The following is a 23051-nucleotide window of genomic DNA, read 5'->3' on the forward strand; positions in this document are numbered from 1 at the left end:
TCGGGTGAGCGAGCAGATCACCGTCGGCGTGGGTGCGGGCGCCCGGTACCTGGGCGTGGACCGCGTGATCGACCTGGGCCCACTGCACCCGTCGGCCCACGGCGCCTACCGCCTGCGCCTGACCGTCACGCCGGACCTGCTGATCACCGCCGCCGAGCCGCTCGTGGGCCATCTCCACCGCGGCGCCGAGAAGCTGTTCGAGGTGCGCGACTACCGTCAGGTCCTGACGCTCGCCAACCGCCACGACTGGCTCTCGGCCTTCTGCAACGAGCTCGCCGTGGCGCTGGCCGTGGAACGCATGACGGGCATGGACGTCCCGGCCCGCGCCCAACGGCTGCGCGCCCTGCTGTGCGAACTGAACCGCCTGATGGCACACATGGTCTTCCTGACCCCGTTGTCCCCCAACGCCGCCACGTACCGCGAGGGCGTGCAGGCGTTGATGGAAGAGGCGTCCGGCGGCCGCATCCACTTCATGTTCAACCGGATCGGCGGCCTGCGCGAGGACGTCCCGGCCGGCTGGACCTCACGGGTCGCCGACTTCCTGTCCACTGTGGACGTCGCGCGGCTGCCGATCGACTTCGAGAAGCTGCAGGGCCTCGGCGTCCTGCCGCACGAGGACGCGCTGGCGTACGGCGTCACCGGCCCGATCGGCCGCGCCAGCGGAGTGGACTTCGACCTGCGCCGCGACGACCCGCTGCCCGCCTACCGGACGCTGGGCTTCACCCCCGTGGTCCGGACCGAGGGCGACGCGGCGGCACGGGTGCGGTGCCTCGTGGACGAGGTCCGGAAGTCGGTCGAACTGGCCGCGGCGTGCCTGGAGCAGATGCCGCAGGGCCCGGTGAACGTCCGGCTGCCCAAGGCCATCAAGGCTCCCGAGGGCTCGGTCTACACGCGGGTCGAGGCACCGCTCGGTACATCGGGCGTGCACCTGTCGTCGCGCGGCGAGAAGACGCCGTGGCGCCTCAAGCTCCGCACGCCGTCGTTCAACAACGTTCAGGCGCTGTCGGCACTCCTGCCCGGCACGAAGGTGGACGACCTGCCGGCTGTGCTGAGCTCGTTCGCCGTGATCGTCGGCGACATCGACAAGTAACCGCGACTTGGTCGACGCCGGTGATGTCAGGAAGACGTCAGGCAGAAGGGGTGGCCGGCCGGATCCAGGAGCACCCGCCAGCGTCCGTCGCCGGGCTGGTGGTCCGGTTTGGCCGCTCCGAGTTTCAGCGCCAGCGCTTCCGCCGCGTCCAGGTCGTCGGCGCGGAGATCCAGGTGGAACTGTTGTGGCACGTCCTGACCCGGCCACTGCGGAGCCCGGTATCCGTCGACCCGCTGGAATCCCAGATCACACCCTGAGCCGCCCGTCAGAGCGACGAACTCGTCCGAGCTGAAGAGCTCGTGCATCCCGGTCAGTGCGCTGTAAAAGGCCGCCAGCGTCTGCGGGTCGGCACAGTCCAGAGTCACCCCTCGCAGTTCGGCGCCAGGCAACATTCGCTCCTTCTGGTAGCTGTGACCGGCGCTTTCGCCGCACGTCCTAGTCGTCGCGACGGCGCCGGCGGCGAGGCGCGTCGCCTCCGCCGAGCGAGGCCAGCAGTTCGCTGACCGACTTGCCGTCCGCGTGCGCGCCGGAAGGGTCTTCCGGTGCGGCACGGCGGCCGGTCGAGACGGCGGGCAGGCGCGTGGACGAGTCCTCGGCCACGCGGCGACCGGAGACCGGGGTCTCGTCGACCGGTGAACGTCGGCTGGGCGAGACCGCCGGGAGCCTGGCGGAGGACTGCTCGGCCGCGGAACGGCGGCTCACCGGCGGGAGTGACACCAGCGAGTCCTCGGAGGCGGTGCGGCGGGCCGGTGCGTCGTCGGACCGGCGGCGGCCGGCGGGGGTGGCAGCGGGAGCGTCCGGCTTCAGGGTTTCCCACGAGCCGCTGTCCTGCACGGGGGCCGGGCGGTCGTCGGCACGGCGGCGGCCGTTGCCTCCGGTGGCCTGCAGGGCCTTCGGGTCGATCATCTCGGTGCGCTCGGCGACGCGGGACCGTGGTTCCGGCTTGCGGGTCTCCACGGACTTCGCGATGGCCGCGGGGGCCTTCGGGGGCTGTTCCGGGCGCGACAACGCCTCGGTGCGGGCCGGAGGCTGCGGCGGGCGGGGCACTCGTTCGGTCCGGTGGACCTGCGCCTGCGCGGGCTGAGCCTGGACGGGCTGGGCCTTCACGGTCGGCGGCGGCGGGGCCTTCTGCGGCGCCTTCTGCGGCGCGGGAGCGGGGGTGGCGCCGCCCAGCCTGGCCGAGACGGCGGCGGCCGCGGAGGGACGGGGCTGCGGCCTGACCTGTTCCTGCTTCGCGGCCTTCACGGGTTCACGGCGGACCACGGCGGGCTGCGGGCGGGGCGAGTTCCTGGCCGGATCCGGGCGGACGGGCTCTGGCCGCAGGGGTTCGCGGCGAGGGGCCTGCATCTTGGCGTCGTGGACGACGCGCTCGATCAGTTCGGTGCGCTCGGACGGCTTCTCCACCGACGAGGACGCGGTGATCGCGGGCTTGGCGTTGATGATGCGGTTCTCGGGGATCCCGGCCAGCCGGGACGCCTCCGAACCCAGCGAACGCAGGCGGGTCGACTCGGCGCGCAGGGCCACGCGTTCGACGAGGACGTCACCGCCCAGCAACGCCTGGAGGTTGTCGCGCAGCGAGTGGAGATCGGCGCGCAGGGCCTCGATGTCCGCGCGCGACTCCTCCTCGATCCGCTTGCGGGTCTCCGACTCGATCTCGAGCTCGTACTCGCGGCGCGCGGCCACCTCGCGCTCGAGTTCCAGTTCGTAGACGGACTGGAGATCGGCCACCTCGTCGTCACGCTCGGTGACCTGTTTGCGGTACCTGGCGGCGAGGAACGCGCCCACCAGAGCCGCCCACAACGCGGCCACCACGGCCAGACGCAGCATGCGGGCGCTGTCACTCAGCACGAGCACCGCCGCGGCCACGAGGGCGAGCGCCAATGCCGCTACTAACAGCAATCGCCCTGAGCCACGACCGTGATCATCTTGCTCGTCGTCGGTCGACGCGCCTCGCCCGGTCATGGGCACTACGGTACCGCGCAGTTATGCGACTGAGACCTACGGCCGGGTATCTATTCGTTCCCGGAACTCTCTCGCGGTGTCTTGCAACAGTGCTCCAGCCACAGTGCGGCCGCCGTCAGCGCGACCGCCGCGATCATCCCCACAACCGCCGCGACCAGGTCGTTCGAGGCCGCGGCGAACGAGTCGCGGACGGGGATCACGAAGATCAGCAACCCGGCCCAGACACCGAACATCAAAGCGCCCAAAACGGACGAAGCCTTCGCCAATGCGACCGCTCGGGCGGCCGTCAGCGGCTGTACCGGACGCGCTCCCTCGCGGCGCTGGATCCTGGCGCGCAACGAGAACGCGAACACGACCTCCACGACCGCGAGGACGAACAGCGTCGACCCGGCCAGGACGGGCAACGGCGGCAACGTGTCGTAGGTGAGCCGCAGCAGCAGATGGGCCAGCAGCGCGCCGATGAGCGCGACGGCCGCCAGGTCTCGGGGACGGGTGAACCTCACGCGTCCATCCAACCCGAAAGCACGAGATCGTCACGCCGCCGCACGCCCTCGGCAGAGAACTCCAGGCCCGCAACGGGTCCGTGGCCCGCCAGCACCGCGTCCGGCTCGACGTCGAGCCACGGGACGAGAACTGTTGCGCGCTCAAACGCCCCAGGATGCGGCAGAAGCAGCTCGGGGTGGTCCGAGGTCACCCCGTCCACCGAAACCACGTCCACGTCCAACGTGCGCGGTCCCCAGCGCTTCTCCCGCACGCGTCCGGCGGCGTTCTCCAACGCCTGACCGCGGCGCAGCCAGCCCCACTCGTCCACGTCGTCCGAAGAGACGATCACGATGGCGTTCAGGAAGTCCGGCTGGTCCTCGACGCCCCAGGCCGCCGTCTCGTACACCGGCGAAGCGGCGACGACGAAGGGCCGCAACCCGTCCACCACGGACTGCAGGAAGTGCAACCGGTCTCCGAGGTTCGAGCCGATCGAGAGAACCGCGCGGGTCACCGGGATTCCTTGGGAGGCAACGGCGCGGCCAGCCGGCGCGAGCGGCGGATCGTCACCGACACGTCGTCGAAGGTCAGCGGGATCGGCGCGGACGGCTTGTGCACCGTCACCTCGACCGCGTGCAGCCGTGAGTCCGTCATCGCCGCGTCGGCGATCTTGCCCGCCACCGTCTCGATGAGGTCGTGCGGTTCGCCGCCGACGATCGCCGCGGCCATCTCGGCGAGTTCGCCGTAGTGGTACGTCTCTTTCAGGTCATCGGTGCGAGAAGCCGTGCTGAGGTCGAGCCACAGCGTGACGTCCACGACGAACTCCTGCCCGTCGCGCTTCTCGTGCTCGAACACGCCGTGGTTCCCGCGCACCCGCAGACCCGTCAACGCGATCCGGTCAGCCATGTCCCCGCCTCCACGCACCGGCGACGGCGACCGCGTCCAGCGTTCGGTCGACGTCGTGCACCCGCACACCCCACGCTCCGTTGAACGCGGCCAAAGCGGACACCGCCGCGGTCGCGTCCTCCCTGCCGTCCGGTGGACGGTTGCCGAGCAACGTGCCGAGGAAGCGCTTGCGCGACGCCCCCACCAGCACCGGGAAACCCAGCTCGACCAGTTCGTCCAGGCGCTGCAACAACTCCCAGTTGTGGTCGCCGAGCTTCGCGAAGCCCAGACCGGGGTCGAGCACGATCGACGACTCCGCGACGCCGGCGGCCAGCGCGGCTTCGACGCGCTCAAGCAGCTCCGAACGAACGTCCGTCACCACGTCGTCGTACGTCGCCAACGCGTCCATCTCCGTGCTGTGCCCACGCCAGTGCATCAGCACGTACGGCACACCCGCAGCGGCGACGACGGCGGCCATCCCGGGATCGGCCAGGCCACCGGACACGTCGTTCACGATGGACGCGCCCGCCTCCAACGCCGCGGTGGCAACGGAAGCACGCATGGTGTCCACGCTGACCGGCACGCCTTCCGCGACCAGCGCGCGGATCACCGGCACGATCCGGGCGATCTCCTCGGCCGGTTCGACGCGTTCGGCACCGGGCCGGGTCGACTCGCCGCCCACGTCGATCACGTCCGCACCGCGCTTGAACATGTCGACGCCGTGCGACACCGCGTCACGCCGGTCGATGTAGCGGCCGCCGTCGGAGAACGAATCGGGCGTCACGTTCAGCACGCCCATCACGACGCACCGACCGGGACGAGGCAGCCCACTCACCGGATCCGGCCCCTGATCAGCTCGATGGCCTCCGCCCTCGAGGAGGCGGACGTGCGCAGCAGCCCGCGCACCGCGGACGTCGTCGTGCGGGAGCCGGGCTTGCGCACGCCGCGCATGCCCATGCACAGGTGCTCGGCCTCGATCACCACGATCACGCCGCGCGGTTCCAGCCTGCGCACCAACGCGTCCGCGACCTGCGACGTCAGCCGCTCCTGGACCTGTGGCCGCTTGGAGTAGAGGTCGACGAGCCTGGCCAGCTTCGACAGCCCCGTCACGCGGCCGTGCTCGTTCGGGATGTACCCGACGTGCGCGACGCCGTGGAACGGCAGCAGGTGGTGCTCGCAGAAGCTGAACATCGGGATGTCGGTGACGAGGACGAGTTCCTCGTGGCTCTCGTCGAACGTCTTCGCGAGGACGCTGTCCGGGTCCGTGTAGAGGCCCGCGAACAACTCCTGGTAGGCACGCGCCACCCGTGCGGGTGTCTCGCGCAGACCCTCCCGGTCCGGATCCTCACCGCACGCGATCAGAAGTTCGCGTACCGCAGCCTCTGCCCGCGGCTGGTCGAAGACCCGCCGCGCGGAGACGCCGGCCTCCCCGTGGTGGGTGAGGCCGGCGTCTCCGTCGAGCTGTTGTTGCTCGGTCACTGCCGCTCGTCCTGGTCTGACTGCGGCTTCTTCGGCTCCCAGACGTTGTGCGGCTTGCCGCCGGGCACGGTCGCCGGGGTCCATCCGGGCGGGGCGCCGTAGTTCGGCGGACCCGACTGGTTCGAAGGCTGACCTGGCTGGTGCACGCCGTTCGACCCGTTCGGCGACGGCAGCGCCTCCGTGGCCGGTTCCGCCGCGGCGGGCTCCGCCGCCGGCGTCTCCGGCTCGTCGTCGAGGGTGTCCTCGACGACCGGCGGCCACGGCTCGCCGCGTTCCTTGGCGAGCTCGCCGGGCGTCTTGATCGGCGGGATGTCGGACGGCGTGCGGCCACCGAACTCGTTGAACTGGGTGATCCGCGGCCGCTTCTCGACCCGCGCGAAGATCCGCTCCAGTTCCTTCTGGTGCAGGGTCTCCTTCTCGATCAGTTCGAGCGTGAGGTCGTCGAGGACGTCGCGGTAGGTGACGAGCACCTCGTACGCCTCGGTGTGCGCGGCCTCGATGAGCTTGCGCACCTCCTCGTCGATCTCGTGCGCGACCTCCAGCGAGTAGTCCGCCTGGCGACCGGCCGAGCGGCCGAGGAACGGCTCACCCTGTTCCTGCCCGTACTTGACCGCACCGAGCTTCGCGCTCATGCCGTACTCGGTGACCATCGCGCGGGCGATCTTGGTCGCCTGCTCGATGTCGTTGGACGCACCCGTCGTGGGCTCGTGGAAGACGAGCTCCTCGGCGGAACGGCCACCCAGTGCGAACACCAGTCGCGCGATCATCTCGGACCTGGTCATCAGGTCCTTGTCCTCTTCCGGCACCGAGAGGGTGTGACCACCCGTGCGGCCGCGGGCGAGGATCGTGACCTTGTAGACCGGGTCGATGTCCGGCATGGCCCACGCGGCCAGGGCGTGCCCGGCCTCGTGGTACGCGGTGATCTTCTTCTCCTTTTCGGAGATGATCCGGCTCTTGCGGGCCGGACCGCCGATCACGCGGTCCACCGACTCCTCAAGCGCGGCGCCGTCGATGACGGTGCCGTTGTGGCGCGCGGTCAGCAGCGCGGCCTCGTTGATGACGTTCGCGAGGTCGGCGCCGGAGAACCCGACGGTGCGCTTCGCGAGGCCGTCGAGGTCGGCGTCCGCGGCCAGCGGCTTGCCCTTCGAGTGCACCCGGAGGATCTGCTTGCGGCCCTTCAGGTCCGGTGCGGACACCGGGATCTGCCGGTCGAAGCGGCCGGGGCGCAGCAGGGCGGGGTCGAGGATGTCGGGACGGTTCGTCGCCGCGATCAGGATGATCCCGCCGCGCGAGTCGAAGCCGTCCATCTCGACGAGCAGCTGGTTGAGGGTCTGCTCGCGCTCGTCGTGACCGCCGCCCATGCCCGCGCCGCGGTGGCGGCCCACCGCGTCGATCTCGTCGACGAAGATGATGCACGGCGCGTTCTGCTTGGCCTGCTCGAACAGGTCGCGCACACGGGACGCACCGACACCGACGAACATCTCGACGAAGTCGGAGCCGGAGATCGAGTAGAACGGCACGCCCGCCTCGCCGGCGACGGCTCGGGCGAGCAGCGTCTTACCGGTTCCCGGCGGGCCGTACAGCAGCACGCCCTTCGGGATCTTGGCGCCGAGCGCCTGGTAGCGGCCGGGGTTCTGGAGGAAGTCCTTGATCTCCTCGAGCTCCTCGACGGCCTCCTCGGCACCGGCGACGTCGCCGAACGTCGTCTTGGGCATGTCCTTGGACAACTGCTTGGCCTTGGACTTGCCGAAGTTCAGAACGCGGTTACCGCCGCCCTGAGCGTTGTTCATCATCCACATGAGCAGCAGCAACAGCAGGCCGAGCGGCACGAGGTAGATCAAGATCTGCATCAGGATCGATTCCTGGCTGACCTTGGTCTCGACGGTCGGCTTGTTGCCGGCCTGGTCGAGGACGGTGAAGATCTCGTCCGTCGAGCTGGCCGGGAACTGCGTGATCAGGCGGTTGCTGCCCTCGAAGGTCTTGCCGTCGGTGAGGGTGAGTCGGAGACGCTGCTCCTTGTCCTCGATCGTGGCTTCCTTGACGTTCCCGTCCCGCACCTGTTGGAGCGCTTGGGACGTCTTCACGGGGTGGTAGCCCCGCGAGTCGTCAAAAAGCACGGTGAAGACGAAGTAGAGCAGCAACACCGCAGCGATCCACAGCAGCGGGTTGCGAAGCAGGCGCTTGCGGTCCATGCACTTACGGCCGGGGGCGGCCTCGACCCTCCCTGACTTGCGCGTCGGGCAGTGGAAGACCCACATACCGCGTCCGACCAGCCTACCGCTCGCTGGCCGGGTACTGAGCAACCAACGGGCGGGGGCGATCCGTGGTTCCCGCGGGTGACCCCCACCACGCATGTTCACGCAGTTTGGTTCATCCGGAACAAATACCGCCGTCCAGACGAGTGACGCAGGTCACGCCATCTCATTACGTTTGGGGGTCACATGTCATCCTCATTCATCCCCCGAGCGTTCCCCCGCCACTCGAAAGAGTGAACCCGTGACCGAAGGTAAGTAACTGTATGTCAGCACGTCATACGTCCCCCGGATTGTTCCGGCGGGTGGCCCTCCCCGTGGCCGCCCTGCTCGGAGTGGTCGCGGCGGCAGGCGTCACGGTCGTGGCACTGCGTGTCACCAGCGGTGCCGACTGCTCCGGCGCGTTGCCGCTGAAGGTCGCCGTCACCCCCGCAGCGTTGGATGTGGTGAACGCGGCGGCGCAGGACTACCAGCGGTCACAACCGGTCGTGAACGGCCGGTGCGTCCAGGTTCAGGTCGAGTCGCGCAACGCGGCCGACGTGGCGAACGAACTCCCCACCGCCCAGATCAACCCCCACTCCCTCTGGATCCCCGACTCCTCGATGTGGGCCGCAGAGGCCCAGCGGCAGGCAGCGGAGACCGGCCCGGAGGCCCCGAAGCTGGACATCAAGCCCTCGCTGGCGTCCAGCCCGCTGGTGATGGCGGGTTCCGAACAGGCGATGTCGAAGATCGGCTTCCCGGTCACGCCCGTCTCCTGGGCGAAGGTCGTCGACCCGAAGGTCCAGATCTCGATGAGCGACCCGACGATGACGTCGGAGGGCCTCGCCTCGCTGTTCGTGATCCGTACTTTGCTGGGCAATCCAGACGGAACGCCCAAGCCTGAACTGGTCGGCACCCTCCTGCGCGTAGGCCGCAGCGCCGTTCCGTCAGTCCGCGACGCGTTCGGCAAGGTCACCACGGACGCCGACAAGGCCCCGCTGTTTGCCGCCACCGAACAATCGGTCGTGGCGAACAACCGCGCGGCGAAGGACAACGCGGTCCTCGCCGCCCCGCCGAAGGAAGGCACCCTCTCCTTCGACTACCCGCTGGTCAGGGTCTCCCGCCCGAACGAAACAGAGGGCATCGGCGAAGCGGCGGCGGAGTTCGAGAAGACCCTGCGCTCCGCCCAGACGTCCAAGCGCTTCGGCGAAGCGGGCTTCCGCACCGTCCAGGGCGCCGCCCCGGCGAAGTGGTCGACCGACGTGGAAGGCGTGCAGGCAGGCGACGTCAAGCTGATCGAGACCCCTGGCGCGGACCAGGTTTCCGAACTGCTCCGCACCTGGGGCGCCATCAGCCTCGACATGCGCATGCTCACGGTCATCGACGTCTCCGGCTCGATGATCGAGAAGAGCGGCAACGGCAAAACCCGCGTCGAGGCCGCCACCGAGGCGTCCATGACGGCTCTCTCGATGCTCCCGGACACCACGGCCATCGGCCTGTGGGCCTTCTCCACCGACAAGAAACCCCCGAACGACTGGATCGAACTGGTCCCGATCGGCCCACTGGGCGAACCGCTGGCAGGCGTGACCCGCCGCAAACGCCTGGAAGCAGGAGCCTCACAACTCCCGGGCCTGGTCGGCGGCGGCACAGCCCTGAACGACACGACCCTGGCCGCCTACCGACACGTTCTCTCGGGTTATGACGCGTCGAAGGTCAACTCCGTCGTTCTCATGACCGACGGCCGCAACGACGACATCTCGTCGATCGACACCGGCGCACTGATCGAGACCCTGAAGCGGGAGTCCGACCCCGCGAAGCCCGTCCCGATCATCATGGTGGGCCTCGGCGACGAGGTGGACATGGACGCACTCCGCGCGATCTCCGCGGCAACCGGAGGCAAGGCGTACCAGGCACGCAATCCGGAGGACATCCGCGGCGTACTGCTCGACGCAGTCTCGCAACGGCGCTGCCGCCCGAACTGCTGATTTCCCTTCAACGCAAAGCCGGGTCTCCTGCGGGAGGCCCGGCTTTGTCTTTTCTTTCGTCTTGTCCATGTCTTTGTCTCTGAACGCGATCAGGCACGGCAATTCGCCCCACGCGGTGCCACCAGGCACCCACCAACGCAAAGCAACCACGTACGAAGCCTGGCGTGGCGACGCGAAGCGAGCCGTCTGAACCTAGAGCGCCGGGTAGCGGTGCACTCCGCTCATGGCGATTGGGGCTTGACCTTGAGGGGCTGGGTGCCACCCTGTCTGGGCTCGGCCGGGGCTCTGTGAACCCCGGTCTTTGAGGCCGACTACGCGCCCAGCTAGAGGCTCAAGGTCAAGCCCCAATCGCAACCCCGCACTTCGTCACGACCTGCGGAAGCACCCTCGCAAGGTGACTGAACGTTCGGAACGCGACCAACCCCGCTGGAACGCGACGGCCCGCACGCAACGGAACCCGCACGCCCCCGCCCGCCAACGCAAAACGGGGGCGCCGCCGCAACCGGCAACGCCCCCGTCTCACGTCATTCACACACGCTCAGTTCGAGTAAACCTTCGGGTCCAACGTCCCGATGTAGGGCAGATCGCGGTACCTCTCCGCATAATCCAGCCCGTACCCGACGACGAACTCGTTGGGAATGTCGAACCCGACGTACTTCACCGGCACCTCGACCTTGACCGCGTCAGGCTTCCGCAACAAAGTGCAGACCTGCAAAGACCGAGGCTTCCGAGACTGCAGGTTCTTCAACAGCCACGACAACGTCAGTCCGGAGTCGATGATGTCCTCGACGATCACCACGTTGCGGTCGGCGATGTCGCGATCCAGGTCCTTCAGGATCCGCACCACGCCCGAGGACGAGGTCGAGGATCCGTAGGACGAAACGGCCATGAATTCGAGCTGCACCGGAACGGGCAGCGCGCGTGCGAGGTCGGCCATGAACATCACAGCGCCCTTGAGCACAGTGATCAGCACGAGGTCGGAGTCACCTTCTGGGTGATCAGCCGCGACCTGCTTGGCGAGTTCGGTGACCTTGTCGCTGATCTCCTGCTCGGTGATGAGCACGGATGCGATGTCGCCGTCGTACACGGACAGGTCCCCTCTGCTTAAGACTGTGGTTCCACAACGAGCCTGCCATGCGCGCGCCGCACGACAAAGCCGCCAGGTAGCCAGACACCGCCCTGACCGCGCCATTCACTCACCAGTGAGTCAACGCGTCGCAGGTGCGAATCGGACAGTTCAGGCACGCCTTCCTCGATCAGCCACGCCCTGAGCACTCTGCGCCTCAGCGCGACCGGCAGCTCGGAGATGTCGCCAACGGCACAGCAGTCGCCGGCGAACGCCTCCGCAAGAGAGTCGAGCGCGTCGCAGTCCTCACGCAACTGAGCAGCCGTGCGCGCCAACGACGAAGCAACACCGCCCTGCAGCACGGACTCCAGCAACGGCAGCACCTCAGAACGCAACCGCACACGCGTGAACGACGGATCGACGTTGTGCGGGTCCTCCCACACCTCGATCCCCTGCTCCACACACGCCGCACGAGTGACCGCCCGCGACACGCCGAGCAGCGGACGCCCCCACGGCGCGTCGAACGCACGCATGCCGGCGATCGAACGCGGCCCGGACCCGCGCCCCAGCCCGAGCAGCACCGTCTCAGCCTGGTCGTCGAGGGTGTGGCCGAGCAGCACGACACCGGACGACGGCCTGAGAGCCGCGTAGCGGGCGTTGCGGGCCGCAGCCTCGGGACCACCAGGCCCGGCCACCTCCACGGCCTCCACGCGAGCCACGAGCCCGAACGAGGAGCACTGCCGAGCCGCCCGCGAAGCAACGTCGTCCGACCCCGGCTGCAACTGGTGATCGACGACCACAGCGAACGCGCCGGGCACCAGCCGACCCACACAGGCGGCCAACGCCAAGGAGTCCGCACCACCCGACACGGCGACGGTCACCGCCTCCGGGCGCACCTCGTCCAGGAACCGACGGACCGCCACCCGGATCTCGGCGACCGGTCCGTTCACGGTGACACGCGACGCAGCCAGCTCATGGGCTCGGCGATCTCGGCTCGGGTCGGCAACGTCTCGGCGGACGTCCAGATCGAGTTGAAGCCGTCCATCCCGACCCGTTCCACCACGTACGAGGTGAACTCCGCGCCCTCCTCGTACTGGCGCACCTTCGCCTCGACGCCGAGCACGGTGCGCAGGATCCGGTCGAGCAGGCCGCCGCCCTTGCGCCGCGCGCTGAAGCGGGTGCGGATCGTCGACACGGACGGCACGACCGACGGGCCGACCGCGTCCATCACGTGGTCGGCGTGGCCTTCGAGCAAAGTGGACAGTGCGATCAGCCGGTCCAGCACGGCCTTCTGCTGGGGCGACTGGATGAGCTCGATCAGGCCCATCGGGCCGTCGCCCTCGCGCAGCTTGTGCCGGAAGTCGCGGATCAGGTCGGACAGCGGCGCGCGCTCTTCGTCCATTGAGGACAGCAAAGCGGTGACCTGGTCGGAGAAGTACCTGCGCAGCCACGGCACGCCGGTGAACTGCAGCCGGTGCGTGCACTCGTGCAGGCACACCCACATCCGGAAGTCGTCGTCCGGCACGTCCAGAGCCTGTTGCGCGCCAACGATGTTCGGTGCGACCAGCAGCAGACGCCCGGCGAGCTGCTCGTTCGGGCTGAACGGGTCGTACTGGCCGAGCACCCGTGAGGACAGGAACGCCAGCACGACGCCCGCCTGCACACCGGCCGTGCCCGCGAGGATGCCCGCCATCGGACCTGTCTGGCGCGGCATCGCGGGCGCTGTCAGCGCGGCGAGGCCCTGCGCGGCGGCCGCGACCCACGCCGGTCTGTCGACGACCTCGCCCGGCAGCAGCGGCAGCCCCTGACCGAGTCCGGTCAGCTCGCGGACGTGCACCTCCGCCTGGGGCGCGAGTTCGCGAAGTCTGCCTACTACGTGGTCGGCCTCGTCCTTGCCGATCACGGGGCCCGGCCGGACGAGCCGCGTGGCGGTCGAAACCGCCAGCTCCCAGTCCACCGGGCCGAGCTCTGCCTCCGTCGCGCCGTTCACGCTTCCGACGCTACCTGCGCACGGCCCGCTACGAACAGCCACAACCCCGCAACGCAGCGGCCAGCACGTCGAGTGCGGGCCGCACCTCGGTCTCCGGGTTGCGGTTGCTCGCGGACATGAACGAGAACACGAGCACCCGCCCGTCCACGTCGACGACCATGCCGGCGAGCGCGTTGACCCCGGTGAGGGTGCCGGTCTTGGCCCGCACCCAGCCCTTTCCCGGCGCCGCGGTCCCGCCGTAGCGACCGGCGAGGGTGCCACTGCCGCCCGCGACCGGGAGAGCCGTCAGCAACGGCCGCAGCTTCGCGGTGCGCGCGTCGTCCAGCGTGGGCTTGGCCGCCGCCGTGAGCACGTCGGTGAGCAGCTTGGCCGGGATCTTGTTCGACGCGGACAACCCGCTGCCGTCCACGAAGTTCGCGGTGGTGAGGTCGAACCCGTTCTTGGTCAGCACGTCCCGCACGGCCTTGACGCCGCCCGCGAACGACGCCTCGTTGCCCGTCTTGATCGCGATCTCGCGCGCCATCGCCTCGGTCAGGACGTTGTCCGAGATCTGCATCATGTTGTCGACGAGCTGCTCGACCGGCGCCGACTTGATCTCGCCGAGCACCTGCGCGCCCGCGGGAGCCGCGCCCGCCGTGGCTCCGGAGGCCCCGACGCGCTGTGCGAACGCGTCCGCCGCCGCCTGGCCGGGGCTGCCCGTGCGCGTGCCGTTGACGTTGGACTGGTCGACCCGGCCGCCGTCGAGCATGAACGGCACGATCGGCGCGACCGAGCCGCCCGCGATGTCCGCCGTCTCCCACTGCGGCCCGAGCGCCTCGCCCTTGTACCGGCTCAGGTCGAACTGGACCTTGGTGACCGGGCCCTTGGCCTTGACCTGGTTGACCAGGTCGTCGAGCGTCGCGGCGCCGGGGTAGACCGACTTGCCGGGCGCACCGGAGATCGTCGGGTCACCGCCGCCGATGATCACCACGGTGCCGGGCTCCGCGCCCTGGACGACCTTGGTGGACAGCTGGTCGGTCTTCTCGAGACTGAGCAACGCCGCGGCGGCCGTGAGGATCTTGAGGCTCGACGCCGGGGTCGCGGGCGTGGTGTCGCCCTGCTGCCACAGCGCGGCACCGCTGGCGGGATCGATGACGCTGCCGGTGAGCGTGCCCAGCGCGCTGCTGGCCGCCGGTCCGGCGAGCGCCTGCGCCACGCCTGCCGGGGTCGGCGCCGGTGCGCCCGCGGTGACGGCTTTGACCAGCGGCTGGACGTTCGCGGGAGCGGCAGGGGGCCTGGTCTCGATCGCCTTGGTGCCGCCGAACTCCTTGACCGCGTAGATGGTGGCGCCGGCCAGCGCCGCTACGACCAGCAGGCTCAGGACCACGACGAGGGACCTGCGGCCCTTCCTGGGCTCGTCGTCGGTGGCGAGGCGGTCCTCCGGTTCCTCCTCGTAGCCGGTGACGGGCAGCTCCTGGCGGACGGGCTTCGGCTCCTGCCGGGCAGGCGGGGGCGGCGGTGACACCGGACGCTGCTGCTCCTGGCGCGGCGGTTCCTGGTGCTGGAGCTGGTCGACGCGCTTGGTCTGCTCGGGACGCTGCTGTTCGGGGCGCGGCTGTTCGGGGCGCGGCTGCCGCTGTTCGGGCCGCGCGGGCTGCTGCTCGGGCCGGCTCTTCTTGTCGAACCACGACGGCTCGGAGTTCGGCAGCTGGTCGACGCGCGCCGTCTTGGCGTTCGGCACCGAGAGCTCCGTGGTCCTCTGCTCCGGCCTCGGCACGACGCGGGTCTGGTCGTTCTTCGGTTCGATCCGCGTCGGCGTGGCCCGAGGTTGGCCGACTTCTGGACCAATCGCCCCGTGAGACTTCCCACCGGCGGATCCGCCGGAAGGCCCGCCGGAACCGCCGGAGCCGGTCGTTGGCACACCTGACGAGGAATGACCGGCGCCCACACCGTTCGGGACGGAACGGACCGGCGACGAACGCAGAGGCTCCTGAGTGGACGGTGCCGACAGGATCGCGGCGAGCGGGAAACGCATCGTCGGCTGGTCGACGGACGGGCGGCTGACCTGCACCGTCGACTCCGACGCGGCAGCGGCCGACCCGGCGTCGTCGTCCTCGGTCGGCCACTGGGGCTCGTCCGGCAAGTGGACCTCCGTCAGCTCGGTACGGGCAATCTCACACCCACCAACCACCGCTCCGATGAGGGTTGACAAGGCGTTGTGGTCCACACTAGTGGGCATCACGAATGGGCTACATGAGCGAGGACCAGTGGAATTCGACGTCCTGATCGAGATCCCCAAGGGCGTGCGCAACAAGTACGAGGTGGACCACAAGAGTGGCCGCATCCGCCTCGACCGCACGTTGTTCACGTCGACGCAGTACCCGGCCGACTACGGGTTCATCGAGAACACCCTGGGTGAGGACGGCGACCCGCTGGACGCCCTCGTCCTCGTCCAGGAACCGACGTTCCCCGGCTGCCTGATCGCCGCCCGCGCGATCGGCATGTTCCGCATGACCGACGAGAAGGGCGGCGACGACAAGGTTCTGTGCGTCCCGGCCTTCGACCCGCGCCACGAGCACCTGCGCGACATCCACCACCTGGCGGAGTTCGACCGCCTGGAGATCCAGCACTTCTTCGAGGTCTACAAGGACCTGGAGCCCGGCAAGAGCGTCGAGGGCGCGAGCTGGGTGGGCCGCACCGAGGCCGAGGCCGAGGTCAAGCGCTCCTACCAGCGTCTCAAGGACGCCGAGGCGCGCGGCGAAACGCTGCACTAGCTGACGACGAAAAAGAGGGGCCGCTCGGAGCGGCCCCTCTTTTTGTTGCCCGTGTAGAACTCAGACGGCGATGGACTCCGCGTCCGCCACGCGCTCCAGGCCGGACCTGGTCGACAGCGGCTTCTCGCGCAGGAACCACACGAGGACGAACGCCGCGATCATCACGATGCCGCCGGTCATGAACACCGTGTCGATCGCGCTGGAGAACCCGTCGAGGAACGGCTTCGCCAGCACCGGGTCGAGGCCGTTGAGGAACTCGGTGTTGTTGATGTCCACACCGGATCCGCCACCGCCCTGCAGCATCTTCGCGAACTCCGGGTTCTGCCCCAGAGCGATCTTGAACGCGTCGGTCTGCGCCGCGGCCTTCAGGCCTTCCGCGATCTTGTCGCCGACCGTGGTGAACAGGATCGACAGGAACACCGCGGTACCGACGGTGCCACCGATCTGGCGGAAGAACGTCGCCGAAGCGGTCGCCACACCCATGTCACGCGGCTCGGCGTCGTTCTGGATCGCCAGCAGCAGCGTCTGCATGCACTGGCCGAGGCCGGCGCCCATGATGAACATGTAGCCCATGACCAGCCAGCTCGGCGTGTCCGTGCCGATGGTGCTGAGCAGGAACAGCGCGACCGCCATCAGTCCGGCGCCGATGATCGGGAACACCTTGTAGCGCCCGGTCTTCGACGTGACCTTGCCGGCGATCGCGGTGGCCGACATGATGCCGAACGTCATCGGCAGCAGCATCAGACCGGCCGTGGTCGGCGTGACGCCCTTGACGATCTGCAGGTACAGCGGGAGCGAGACCATGCCGCCGAACATGCCGATGCCGAGCACGAAGTTGATCGCGTTGCCCAGCGAGAACGTGTGGTTGCGGAACATCCGCATCGGCAGCATCGCCTCGTCGCCCATGCGGTTCTCGACCCACACGAACGCCACCAGGCCGAGCACACCGACCACGTACATGGCGATCGACGTCGCCGAGGCCCAGCCCCACTCGCGGCCCTGTTCGGCCACGATCAGCAGCGGCACCAGGCCGACGGTCAGCGCGATGGCGCCACCGAAGTCGATGCGGTGGTTGACCCGCTGGTGCGGGATGTTCAGCACGCGGGCGACGACGAACAGCGCGAGCAGCGCGATCGGCACGTTCACGAGGAACACCCAGCGCCACCCGGTGACACCGAGGAACGAGTTGAGACCGGCGAACACGCCGCCGATGACCGGCCCGAGCACGCTGGCCGAACCGAACACGGCCATGAAGTAGGCGGAGTACTTGCTGCGCTCACGCGGCGAGATGATGTCCGCCATGATCGCGAACGCGAGCGACATCAGACCGCCGGCGCCGAGGCCCTGCACCGCGCGGAACGCGGCGAGCTCGTACATCGACGTCGCGATGCCCGAGAGCAGTGAGCCCGCGAGGAACAGCGAGATCGCCGCGAGGTACATCGGCTTGCGCCCGTAGATGTCCGACAGCTTGCCGTACAACGGGGTCGTGATGGTCGCGGTGATCAGGTAGGCGGTGGTCGCCCACGCCTGCAACGTCTGTCCGTGCAGCTGGTCCGCGATGGTCTTCATGGCGCTGGCGACGATCATCTGGTCCAGCGCCGCGAGGAACATGCCCAGCAGCAGACCGGACAGGATCGTCATGATCTGGCGATGCGTCAGGGAGACCCCTGGCGTGGGTGTCGCATCGGTTGTGGTTGACATTTCTAGACTTCCCCTCCTGCGCGGGTCCCCGTCCCGCGTTCGGTCAAAAGCGCCGGAATCGTGCGCTCGTAGTCCTGGACGAAGCGTTCGAACAGGTCCGCGAAGCCCTTGAGGTCCTCTTCGGCCCAGTCCGCGAACACCTGTTGAATCGCCTCGTTGCGCTGCCTGCGCCGGTTCCGGATCAGTTCGCGGCCCGCTTCGGTGACCGCGAGAACACTGGCCCGTCCGTCCGCAGGATCAGCACGCCTCTCGACGAGCCCGTCCTTCACCAGACCGGCGACCTGCCGGCTGACCGTGGACGGGTCGGAGAGCACCGCCTCCGCGAGCGCACTCGAGCGGCACTCTCCGAGACCGGAGAGCGTCGCGAGGAGCACGAAGGCGGACTTGTCCATGCCCTGCTTGGCCATCTGATGGGCGACCTGGGCGTGCATCTTGTTCATGCGGACCATCGCCATCCCGACTCGGTCCGCGAGCTCGTGCTCCGGATCGATGCCGGTGCCGAAGCACCTGCCCAGATCGACCATCTGACACCTCGTTGCTTGTAGCACCCAACTAGTTGCTCAGTACAAGCATCCATCTCGGTCCACCGGAATGCAAGTGAGTTCCGAGTCTCACTCCACGGTGGAGTTGTACGGACGCGGCGAGTAGTTGTTACCGACGGGTAGCAGCCTGGGTTACTCGCCGGTAGCATGCCTCTCATGAGCCAAGACGTGTCGTTCGTCGCCGATGCCATGAAGCAGGCCGTGCCGTACGTGAAGACCACGGGCATCGAGTTCGAGGAGGTCTCCGCAGGCCGCGTCGTCGCGTCGCTGCCGGACACCCCGGAGCTGCACAACCACATCGGCGGCCCGCACGCCGCGATGATGTTCGGCCTGGGCGAGTCCACGTCCGGCGCCGTCGTGATGGCCGCGTTCTCCGCGCACCTCGGCAAGGCCACGCCGCTCGCGGTCCGCGCCGACATCTCCTACAAGAAGATCGCGATGGGCGTGCTGCGCGCCGAGGCCGTTCTCGGACGTTCCGCGGACGAGGTTCTGGCCGAACTGGAGTCCGGTGCGCGCCCCGAATTCCCCGTCACCATCACGATCACCAACGCCGAGGGCGTGACCACCGGCGAGATGACCGTCGTCTGGACGCTGAAGCCCGCACGCTGAACTGGGCATCTCCGTATTTCAGTTCGAAACTGCGGTGAACCGTTCCGGTCGAAATACGTAACCTTGGCCACTCTCCGTTCCGAGGGCACTATCTGGAGTTATGTCGGGGTGGAGAACTGTGGGCGGGATCTTGCTGGTCGCGCTGACCGCGGGATGCGCGGCGCAGGTACAGCAGTCGAGGCCCGTTGCCGTGGAGAAACCGGTCGAGGACACGCCGGTGACCGCGTCGTCGGTCACGGTCGCGCCCGCCCAGTTGGGCATCAGCGTGGCGTCGATCGTCGACGGCCGTGCCGTGATGCTCTCCGACGGATCGAAGGCCGAGGTCACGGGCCTCGCCCAGCCGGGACCGTGCTGGGCTGAGGCCGCCGCCGGCTTCGCCAAGGCGATGCTCCTCAACCAGCAGGTGCGCTACGACAAGACCACCGGCGCGCTGACTCTCGCCGACGGCACGGACTACGCGTTGCTCGCTCTGGGCAACGGCGCCGGTCGCATCGCGGGCGCCCCGACGCCCGTGCAGAAGGAAGCCGAGGGCGCCGCGCAGCGCGTTCCGATGGGGCTGTGGGGAACGCCGTGCGGCGGCAAGGACGCCCTGGAGACCTCCTCGGCCCCGCCTCCTCCCCCGCCGCCGCCCACGACGACCACCACCAAGCCGAAGCCGCCGGCCACCACGGCCACGCCGAAGCCGGTCTTCTACGCGAGCTGCGACGACGTGCGCAGGGCCGGCAAGGCGCCGCTCTACTGGGGCCAGCCCGGCTACCGCGTCGAGCTCGACGACAACCGCAACGGCGTCGCCTGCGAGTCCCGGTACGGATACCGGTGACCCAATAGCCTCATCGGCATGAAGCTGGACAACAGTGCCGTCGACTACACCCCAGGCGAGGCCGGGGCGATCGCCAAGCGGGCGGAGGACCGGGGCTACGACGGGTTCTGGCTCGCCGAGACCAAGCACGACCCGTTCCTCGCGCTGGCCGGTGCCGCCGCGGCGACCGAGCGGGTCGAGCTCGGCACGGCGATCGCGGTGGCGTTCGCGCGCAACCCGATGACCGTCGCGACCACGGCGAACGACCTGCGACTGCTGTCGGCGGGCCGGTTCAACCTCGGACTGGGCTCGCAGGTCGAGGCGCACATCACCAAGCGCTTCGCGATGCCGTGGAGCAAGCCGGCCGCACGCATGCGCGAGTTCGTCCTGGCCATCCGCGCGATCTGGCACGCCTGGGAGACCGGCGAACGGCTGGCGTTCCGCGGCGAGTTCTACAAGCACACGCTGATGACGCCGTTCTTCGATCCGGGCCCGAACCCGCACGGCACCGCGCCGATCTACCTCGCGGGCGTCGGCGGCCTGATGACCGAGGTGGCGGGCGAGGTCGCGGACGGCTTCCTGTGCCACAACTTCACGACAGAGCGGTACCTGCGCGAGGTGACGCTGCCTGCGCTGGAGCGCGGGCGGGCGAAGGCCGGAAAGACGTTGGAGGGCTTCGAGATCAGCGGCCCGGTGTTCGCCGCGACCAACGACGAGGAGATCGCGGACGTCAAGCGGCAGATCGCGTTCTACGGGTCGACGCCCGCGTACAAGCCGGTGCTGGACCTGCACGGCTGGGGCGCGCTGCACGAGGAGCTGCACCGCATGTCACGGCGGCAGCAGTGGGCGGAGATGAGCGAGCTGATCACGGACGAGGTGCTGGCCGAGTTCTGCGTCCTGGGCACCGCCGAGACCGTCACGGACGCGCTGCTGGCGCGCTACGGCGACGTCGTCACCAGGATCTCTCCTTCAGGCGATGTGCTCCAGAAGGATCCGGCTCAGCGCCCCGAGAAGTGACTGAGCCCCTGTCGTGCCAGCTCGGCGTGGAAACCGCCGAGTTCGGCGCGCACCCTGGCGACGCCCCTCTTGCGGATCCACCTGCGTCTGCCGACGTTGGCGGCGGTCAGGGCGAACGGGAGCGCCAGCAGGGTCAGGGCCAGCATCATCATCATGTCGTCTCCTCAGGGGTTGCGAACAAGCAACGACCAATCGAGACGCCGCTTACGGTACCGGCTCGAACGCCACCCAGGTGGAGCAAAGTTACCGACAGCAACTCAGTTCTTGACTAATTTTGTTTTCGGTGTGACGCTGACGCCATGTTCGAAGTGGCGGTGATCGAGGACCCTTCGGCGGCCGAGGTGTCGCTGGACCCGGTGCGGGCGCGACTGCTCGCGGAGCTGGTGGAGCCCGGATCGGCGACGATGCTCGCCGCGAAGGTCGGGCTGCCCAGGCAGAAGGTGAACTACCACCTGCGCACGCTGGAGCAGCACGGCCTGGTGGAGCTCGTCGAGGAACGGCGCAAGGGCAACGTGAACGAGCGCCTCATGCAGGCGACCGCCGCCTCCTACGTCATCTCCCCGACGGCGCTCGCGGCCGTGCAACCCGACCCGGCGCGGTCGCCCGACCGGTTGTCCGCGCGGTGGCTGCTGGCGGTCTCGGCGAGGCTGGTGCGCGACGTCGGCACGTTGATCACGGGGTCGACCAAGGCGAAGAAGCGGCTCGCGACCTTCGCGCTGGACGGTGAGGTCCGGTTCGCCACGGCGGCGGACCGCGCGGCCTTCGCCGAGGAGCTCGCCGGCTTCATGACGCAGCTGGTCGCCAAGTACCACGACGAACAGGCAGAAGGAGGGCGTCCGCACCGAGTCGTCGTCGCCCTGCATCCGAGCGTGAACGCCAACGCGTCCAAGGAGGAAGAGTCGTGACCCACGAGTTCGAGATCAGCAAGGAGATCGAGGTCGACGGGACCCCGGAGCAGGTCTGGGACGCCATCGCGACCGGCCCGGGCATCGACTCGTGGTTCATGGGCCCGCACACGGTCGACGGACGCGTGGGTGGCCGCATGTCACTCGACCTGGGGTTCTTCCAGGAGTCCTCGACGATCACCTCGTGGGAGCCGGGCAAGCGCCTCGCCTACGAGAGCGACAAGGGCGAGGACGGCACGTTCCACGCGATGGAGTACCTGATCGAGGGCCGCGACCAGGGCACGACCGTGCTGCGGTTCGTGCACACCGGCATCCTCGCCGACGGCTGGGGCGACGAGTTCGTCGACCAGCAGTCGAAGGGCTGGGACATGTACCTGTTCACGATGGCCGAGTACGTCAAGCACTTCGCGGGCAGGCCGGGCACCTACGTGTTCGCCCAGTGGCCGGAGCAGCCGGAGGGCGCCGACAACTGGCCGGTGCTGCTCAAGGCCCTCGGCGTTCCCGAGGACGCGCAGGTCGGTGACGAGGTCACGCTGAAGCCGTTCGGCATCAACGGGGTCGTGGACTACGTCGTCCGTCACGACCTGCACAACTTCCTCGGCGTGCGTGGTCCTGAGGGCATCTACCGGTTCCACGGCACCAGCGCCTTCGGTCACCACCTCTTCGGCGACGCGACCGGGCAGGCCGAGAAGTGGCAGGCCTTCCTGACTCAGACCGTGGGCGGGCAGACCTCGTAGACGTAGTCCTCGTGCCCGTACGGCACCACGTTCCGATCGCGGCGGATCACCGAGACCCGTCCGCCGCGATCAGAGCAGGACTTCTTGAACCCCTCGTCGGTGTACTCGATCTGGAAGAAGTCGTTGCCGAACGCCTCCGCGTAGGAGCCGCACTCGTCGCGCGCCTGACAGTCCTCGGTGATGGCGAAGTCGAAGCCGATCTCCTTCTTGCCCGCGCTGCCCAGTTCCGCGGTGTTCTTCTGCGCCACCGCAAGGCCCTGTTCATGCGCGTATTTGACGAACGCTTTCATGAACTCCTTGGTGGCGTTGAGATCGAACGCCCCCTCGGCGCGCGTGTAGGAGTCGAGGTTGTCCGGCTCGACGCCCTTGAACATGGACGTCTTGCAGTCCTTGATCCACTTCTTCTGGATCTCCAGGATCTTGGTCCGCTTGTCGCCGGAGGAGATGTCGAGGATGCCCTCCTGCCACTCCGGGTCGATCGCGACCTCACCGTCCGGTTTCTTCACGAGCAGGTCGGCGTGGTTCTTCTGCCACCAGTCCAGCCCGCCCTCCGCCTTGTTCGGCTGGGTCTGCAGGGCGTTGAGGTAGCAGATGTTGTAGCGCCGGCCGTCGACGATCTTGCTGCGGTCCCGCACGACGATCTTGACCGGCACATCGGGCTGGTAGGCCCCGCCGAGCTGGTAGTCGAGCTGCCCGCCGGCGGGCGGCATCTCCCGTGGAGGCAGGTCCGGCTCGTCCGAGCAGGAGGTGACCAGCAGGAGCAGGGCGGCCACCGCCGCGGCGGTTTTCATGCGCGGCAGTCTGTCATCCATGGGGTAGC

The 23051-nt window shown here is 68.8% G+C and carries 24 protein-coding genes; 8 read left to right on the plus strand and 16 right to left on the minus strand.

Features of this window, described 5'->3' with window-relative positions; translation table 11 throughout:
• The first annotated feature begins 4 nt into the window (after positions 1–4).
• The gene (locus OG205_RS30705; protein WP_330271464.1) at positions 5–1090 is read left to right on the plus strand and encodes an NADH-quinone oxidoreductase subunit D; all 1086 of its coding nucleotides are present in this window, start codon (positions 5–7) and stop codon (positions 1088–1090) included.
• A 26-nt stretch (positions 1091–1116) separates the two neighbouring features.
• Here OG205_RS30705 and OG205_RS30710 read toward each other — a convergent pair whose 3' ends face one another.
• The 8 genes from OG205_RS30710 to ftsH form a co-directional block, all read right to left on the minus strand.
• Positions 1117–1455 carry a VOC family protein gene (locus OG205_RS30710; RefSeq protein WP_330271465.1) on the minus strand — a complete coding sequence of 113 codons (339 nt, stop codon included), beginning with the start codon at positions 1453–1455 and terminating at the stop codon, positions 1117–1119.
• Positions 1456–1525: 70 nt separating this feature from the next.
• Positions 1526–2971 carry a DUF6779 domain-containing protein gene (locus OG205_RS30715; RefSeq protein ID WP_330271466.1) on the minus strand — a complete coding sequence of 482 codons (1446 nt, stop codon included), beginning with the start codon at positions 2969–2971 and terminating at the stop codon, positions 1526–1528.
• Between the two features lie 131 nt (positions 2972–3102).
• A complete protein-coding gene (locus OG205_RS30720) occupies positions 3103–3555 on the minus strand; it encodes a DUF3180 domain-containing protein (protein WP_330271467.1) in 453 nt (150 codons plus the stop codon).
• Positions 3552–4046 carry a 2-amino-4-hydroxy-6-hydroxymethyldihydropteridine diphosphokinase gene (folK, locus tag OG205_RS30725; RefSeq protein ID WP_330271468.1) on the minus strand — a complete coding sequence of 165 codons (495 nt, stop codon included), beginning with the start codon at positions 4044–4046 and terminating at the stop codon, positions 3552–3554. Before folK ends, OG205_RS30720 begins: the two co-directional genes overlap by 4 nt.
• Positions 4043–4438: a dihydroneopterin aldolase gene (gene folB, locus OG205_RS30730; RefSeq protein ID WP_330271469.1), complete on the minus strand. Its 396-nt coding sequence runs from the start codon at positions 4436–4438 to the stop codon at positions 4043–4045. Before folB ends, folK begins: the two co-directional genes overlap by 4 nt.
• Entirely contained in the window at positions 4431–5216 is a 786-nt protein-coding gene (gene folP / locus OG205_RS30735; protein WP_319976122.1) for a dihydropteroate synthase, read from the minus strand. The genes folB and folP overlap by 8 nt, the downstream gene beginning before the upstream one ends.
• 32 nt (positions 5217–5248) lie before the next feature.
• Positions 5249–5896, minus strand: a complete 648-nt coding sequence (folE, locus tag OG205_RS30740) for a GTP cyclohydrolase I FolE (protein WP_319975991.1) — start codon at positions 5894–5896, stop codon at positions 5249–5251.
• Positions 5893–8088 carry an ATP-dependent zinc metalloprotease FtsH gene (ftsH, locus tag OG205_RS30745; RefSeq protein WP_330271470.1) on the minus strand — a complete coding sequence of 732 codons (2196 nt, stop codon included), beginning with the start codon at positions 8086–8088 and terminating at the stop codon, positions 5893–5895. Before ftsH ends, folE begins: the two co-directional genes overlap by 4 nt.
• Before the next feature lie 365 nt (positions 8089–8453).
• Here ftsH and OG205_RS30750 point away from each other — a divergent pair, with 365 nt between their 5' ends.
• Positions 8454–10112 (plus strand): substrate-binding domain-containing protein, encoded by a 1659-nt coding sequence (locus OG205_RS30750; protein ID WP_330271471.1) that lies wholly within the window; start codon positions 8454–8456, stop codon positions 10110–10112.
• 538 nt (positions 10113–10650) lie between these two features.
• Here OG205_RS30750 and hpt read toward each other — a convergent pair.
• The 4 genes from hpt to dacB are packed head-to-tail and all read right to left on the minus strand — an operon-like array spanning position 10651 to position 15290.
• Entirely contained in the window at positions 10651–11199 is a 549-nt protein-coding gene (gene hpt / locus OG205_RS30755) for a hypoxanthine phosphoribosyltransferase (RefSeq protein WP_319975994.1), read from the minus strand.
• A gap of 17 nt (positions 11200–11216) precedes the next feature.
• Positions 11217–12128 (minus strand): tRNA lysidine(34) synthetase TilS, encoded by a 912-nt coding sequence (gene tilS, locus OG205_RS30760; RefSeq protein WP_330271472.1) that lies wholly within the window; start codon positions 12126–12128, stop codon positions 11217–11219.
• Entirely contained in the window at positions 12125–13168 is a 1044-nt protein-coding gene (locus OG205_RS30765) for a zinc-dependent metalloprotease (protein ID WP_330271473.1), read from the minus strand. Before OG205_RS30765 ends, tilS begins: the two co-directional genes overlap by 4 nt.
• A gap of 28 nt (positions 13169–13196) precedes the next feature.
• Positions 13197–15290: a D-alanyl-D-alanine carboxypeptidase/D-alanyl-D-alanine endopeptidase gene (dacB, locus tag OG205_RS30770; protein WP_330271474.1), complete on the minus strand. Its 2094-nt coding sequence runs from the start codon at positions 15288–15290 to the stop codon at positions 13197–13199.
• A gap of 124 nt (positions 15291–15414) precedes the next feature.
• Between dacB and OG205_RS30775 the strand changes: the two genes are divergently transcribed.
• Positions 15415–15921 (plus strand): inorganic diphosphatase, encoded by a 507-nt coding sequence (locus OG205_RS30775; protein ID WP_090070060.1) that lies wholly within the window; start codon positions 15415–15417, stop codon positions 15919–15921.
• Between the two features lie 60 nt (positions 15922–15981).
• On the opposite strand, the gene OG205_RS30780 is transcribed toward OG205_RS30775, so the two are convergent.
• Together OG205_RS30780 and OG205_RS30785 are read right to left on the minus strand one after the other, a co-directional pair.
• Positions 15982–17622, minus strand: a complete 1641-nt coding sequence (locus OG205_RS30780; protein ID WP_442916603.1) for an MDR family MFS transporter — start codon at positions 17620–17622, stop codon at positions 15982–15984.
• Between the two features lie 2 nt (positions 17623–17624).
• Complete coding sequence (locus tag OG205_RS30785) at positions 17625–18146, minus strand: MarR family winged helix-turn-helix transcriptional regulator (protein ID WP_330271476.1); 522 nt, start codon at positions 18144–18146, stop codon at positions 17625–17627.
• A 174-nt stretch (positions 18147–18320) separates the two neighbouring features.
• On the opposite strand from OG205_RS30785, the gene OG205_RS30790 reads away from it, so the two are divergent.
• From OG205_RS30790 to OG205_RS30800, 3 genes are all read left to right on the plus strand, one after another.
• On the plus strand, positions 18321–18773 hold the full coding sequence (locus OG205_RS30790) for a DUF4442 domain-containing protein (RefSeq protein WP_330271477.1): 453 nt from the start codon (positions 18321–18323) through the stop codon (positions 18771–18773).
• A 118-nt stretch (positions 18774–18891) separates the two neighbouring features.
• Positions 18892–19593, plus strand: coding sequence for an excalibur calcium-binding domain-containing protein (locus tag OG205_RS30795; RefSeq protein ID WP_330271478.1), 702 nt, complete (start codon positions 18892–18894; stop codon positions 19591–19593).
• Positions 19594–19611: 18 nt separating this feature from the next.
• Positions 19612–20589 (plus strand): TIGR03617 family F420-dependent LLM class oxidoreductase, encoded by a 978-nt coding sequence (locus tag OG205_RS30800; protein ID WP_330271479.1) that lies wholly within the window; start codon positions 19612–19614, stop codon positions 20587–20589.
• Here the strand turns inward: OG205_RS30800 and OG205_RS30805 are convergent.
• Complete coding sequence (locus OG205_RS30805) at positions 20571–20744, minus strand: hypothetical protein (protein ID WP_319976003.1); 174 nt, start codon at positions 20742–20744, stop codon at positions 20571–20573. The genes OG205_RS30800 and OG205_RS30805 overlap by 19 nt on opposite strands.
• 144 nt (positions 20745–20888) lie before the next feature.
• On the opposite strand from OG205_RS30805, the gene OG205_RS30810 reads away from it, so the two are divergent.
• Positions 20889–21494 carry an ArsR/SmtB family transcription factor gene (locus OG205_RS30810; RefSeq protein WP_330271480.1) on the plus strand — a complete coding sequence of 202 codons (606 nt, stop codon included), beginning with the start codon at positions 20889–20891 and terminating at the stop codon, positions 21492–21494.
• The gene (locus OG205_RS30815) at positions 21491–22231 is read left to right on the plus strand and encodes an SRPBCC family protein (RefSeq protein WP_330271481.1); all 741 of its coding nucleotides are present in this window, start codon (positions 21491–21493) and stop codon (positions 22229–22231) included. Before OG205_RS30810 ends, OG205_RS30815 begins: the two co-directional genes overlap by 4 nt.
• On the opposite strand, the gene OG205_RS30820 is transcribed toward OG205_RS30815, so the two are convergent.
• Positions 22204–23022, minus strand: coding sequence for an endo alpha-1,4 polygalactosaminidase (locus OG205_RS30820; protein WP_330271482.1), 819 nt, complete (start codon positions 23020–23022; stop codon positions 22204–22206). The two genes, OG205_RS30815 and OG205_RS30820, sit on opposite strands and share 28 nt — an antisense overlap.
• Between the last annotated feature and the right edge of the window lie 29 nt (positions 23023–23051).

This window comes from Lentzea sp. NBC_00516, assembly GCF_036346835.1.
Taxonomy (GTDB): Bacteria; Actinomycetota; Actinomycetes; order Mycobacteriales; family Pseudonocardiaceae; genus Lentzea; species Lentzea sokolovensis.

Coding starts and splice junctions, on each gene's coding strand:
- ftsH (WP_330271470.1), bottom strand. CDS start 8,088: ATGGACCGCAAGCGCCTGCTTCGCAACCCGCTGCTGTGGATCGCTGCG.
- OG205_RS30780 (WP_442916603.1), bottom strand. CDS start 17,622: ATGTCAACCACAACCGATGCGACACCCACGCCAGGGGTCTCCCTGACG.
- OG205_RS30805 (WP_319976003.1), bottom strand. CDS start 20,744: ATGATGATGATGCTGGCCCTGACCCTGCTGGCGCTCCCGTTCGCCCTG.
- OG205_RS30800 (WP_330271479.1), top strand. CDS start 19,612: ATGAAGCTGGACAACAGTGCCGTCGACTACACCCCAGGCGAGGCCGGG.
- OG205_RS30810 (WP_330271480.1), top strand. CDS start 20,889: ATGTTCGAAGTGGCGGTGATCGAGGACCCTTCGGCGGCCGAGGTGTCG.
- OG205_RS30790 (WP_330271477.1), top strand. CDS start 18,321: ATGAGCCAAGACGTGTCGTTCGTCGCCGATGCCATGAAGCAGGCCGTG.
- OG205_RS30785 (WP_330271476.1), bottom strand. CDS start 18,146: ATGGTCGATCTGGGCAGGTGCTTCGGCACCGGCATCGATCCGGAGCAC.
- OG205_RS30820 (WP_330271482.1), bottom strand. CDS start 23,022: ATGAAAACCGCCGCGGCGGTGGCCGCCCTGCTCCTGCTGGTCACCTCC.
- folB (WP_330271469.1), bottom strand. CDS start 4,438: ATGGCTGACCGGATCGCGTTGACGGGTCTGCGGGTGCGCGGGAACCAC.
- folP (WP_319976122.1), bottom strand. CDS start 5,216: ATGGGCGTGCTGAACGTGACGCCCGATTCGTTCTCCGACGGCGGCCGC.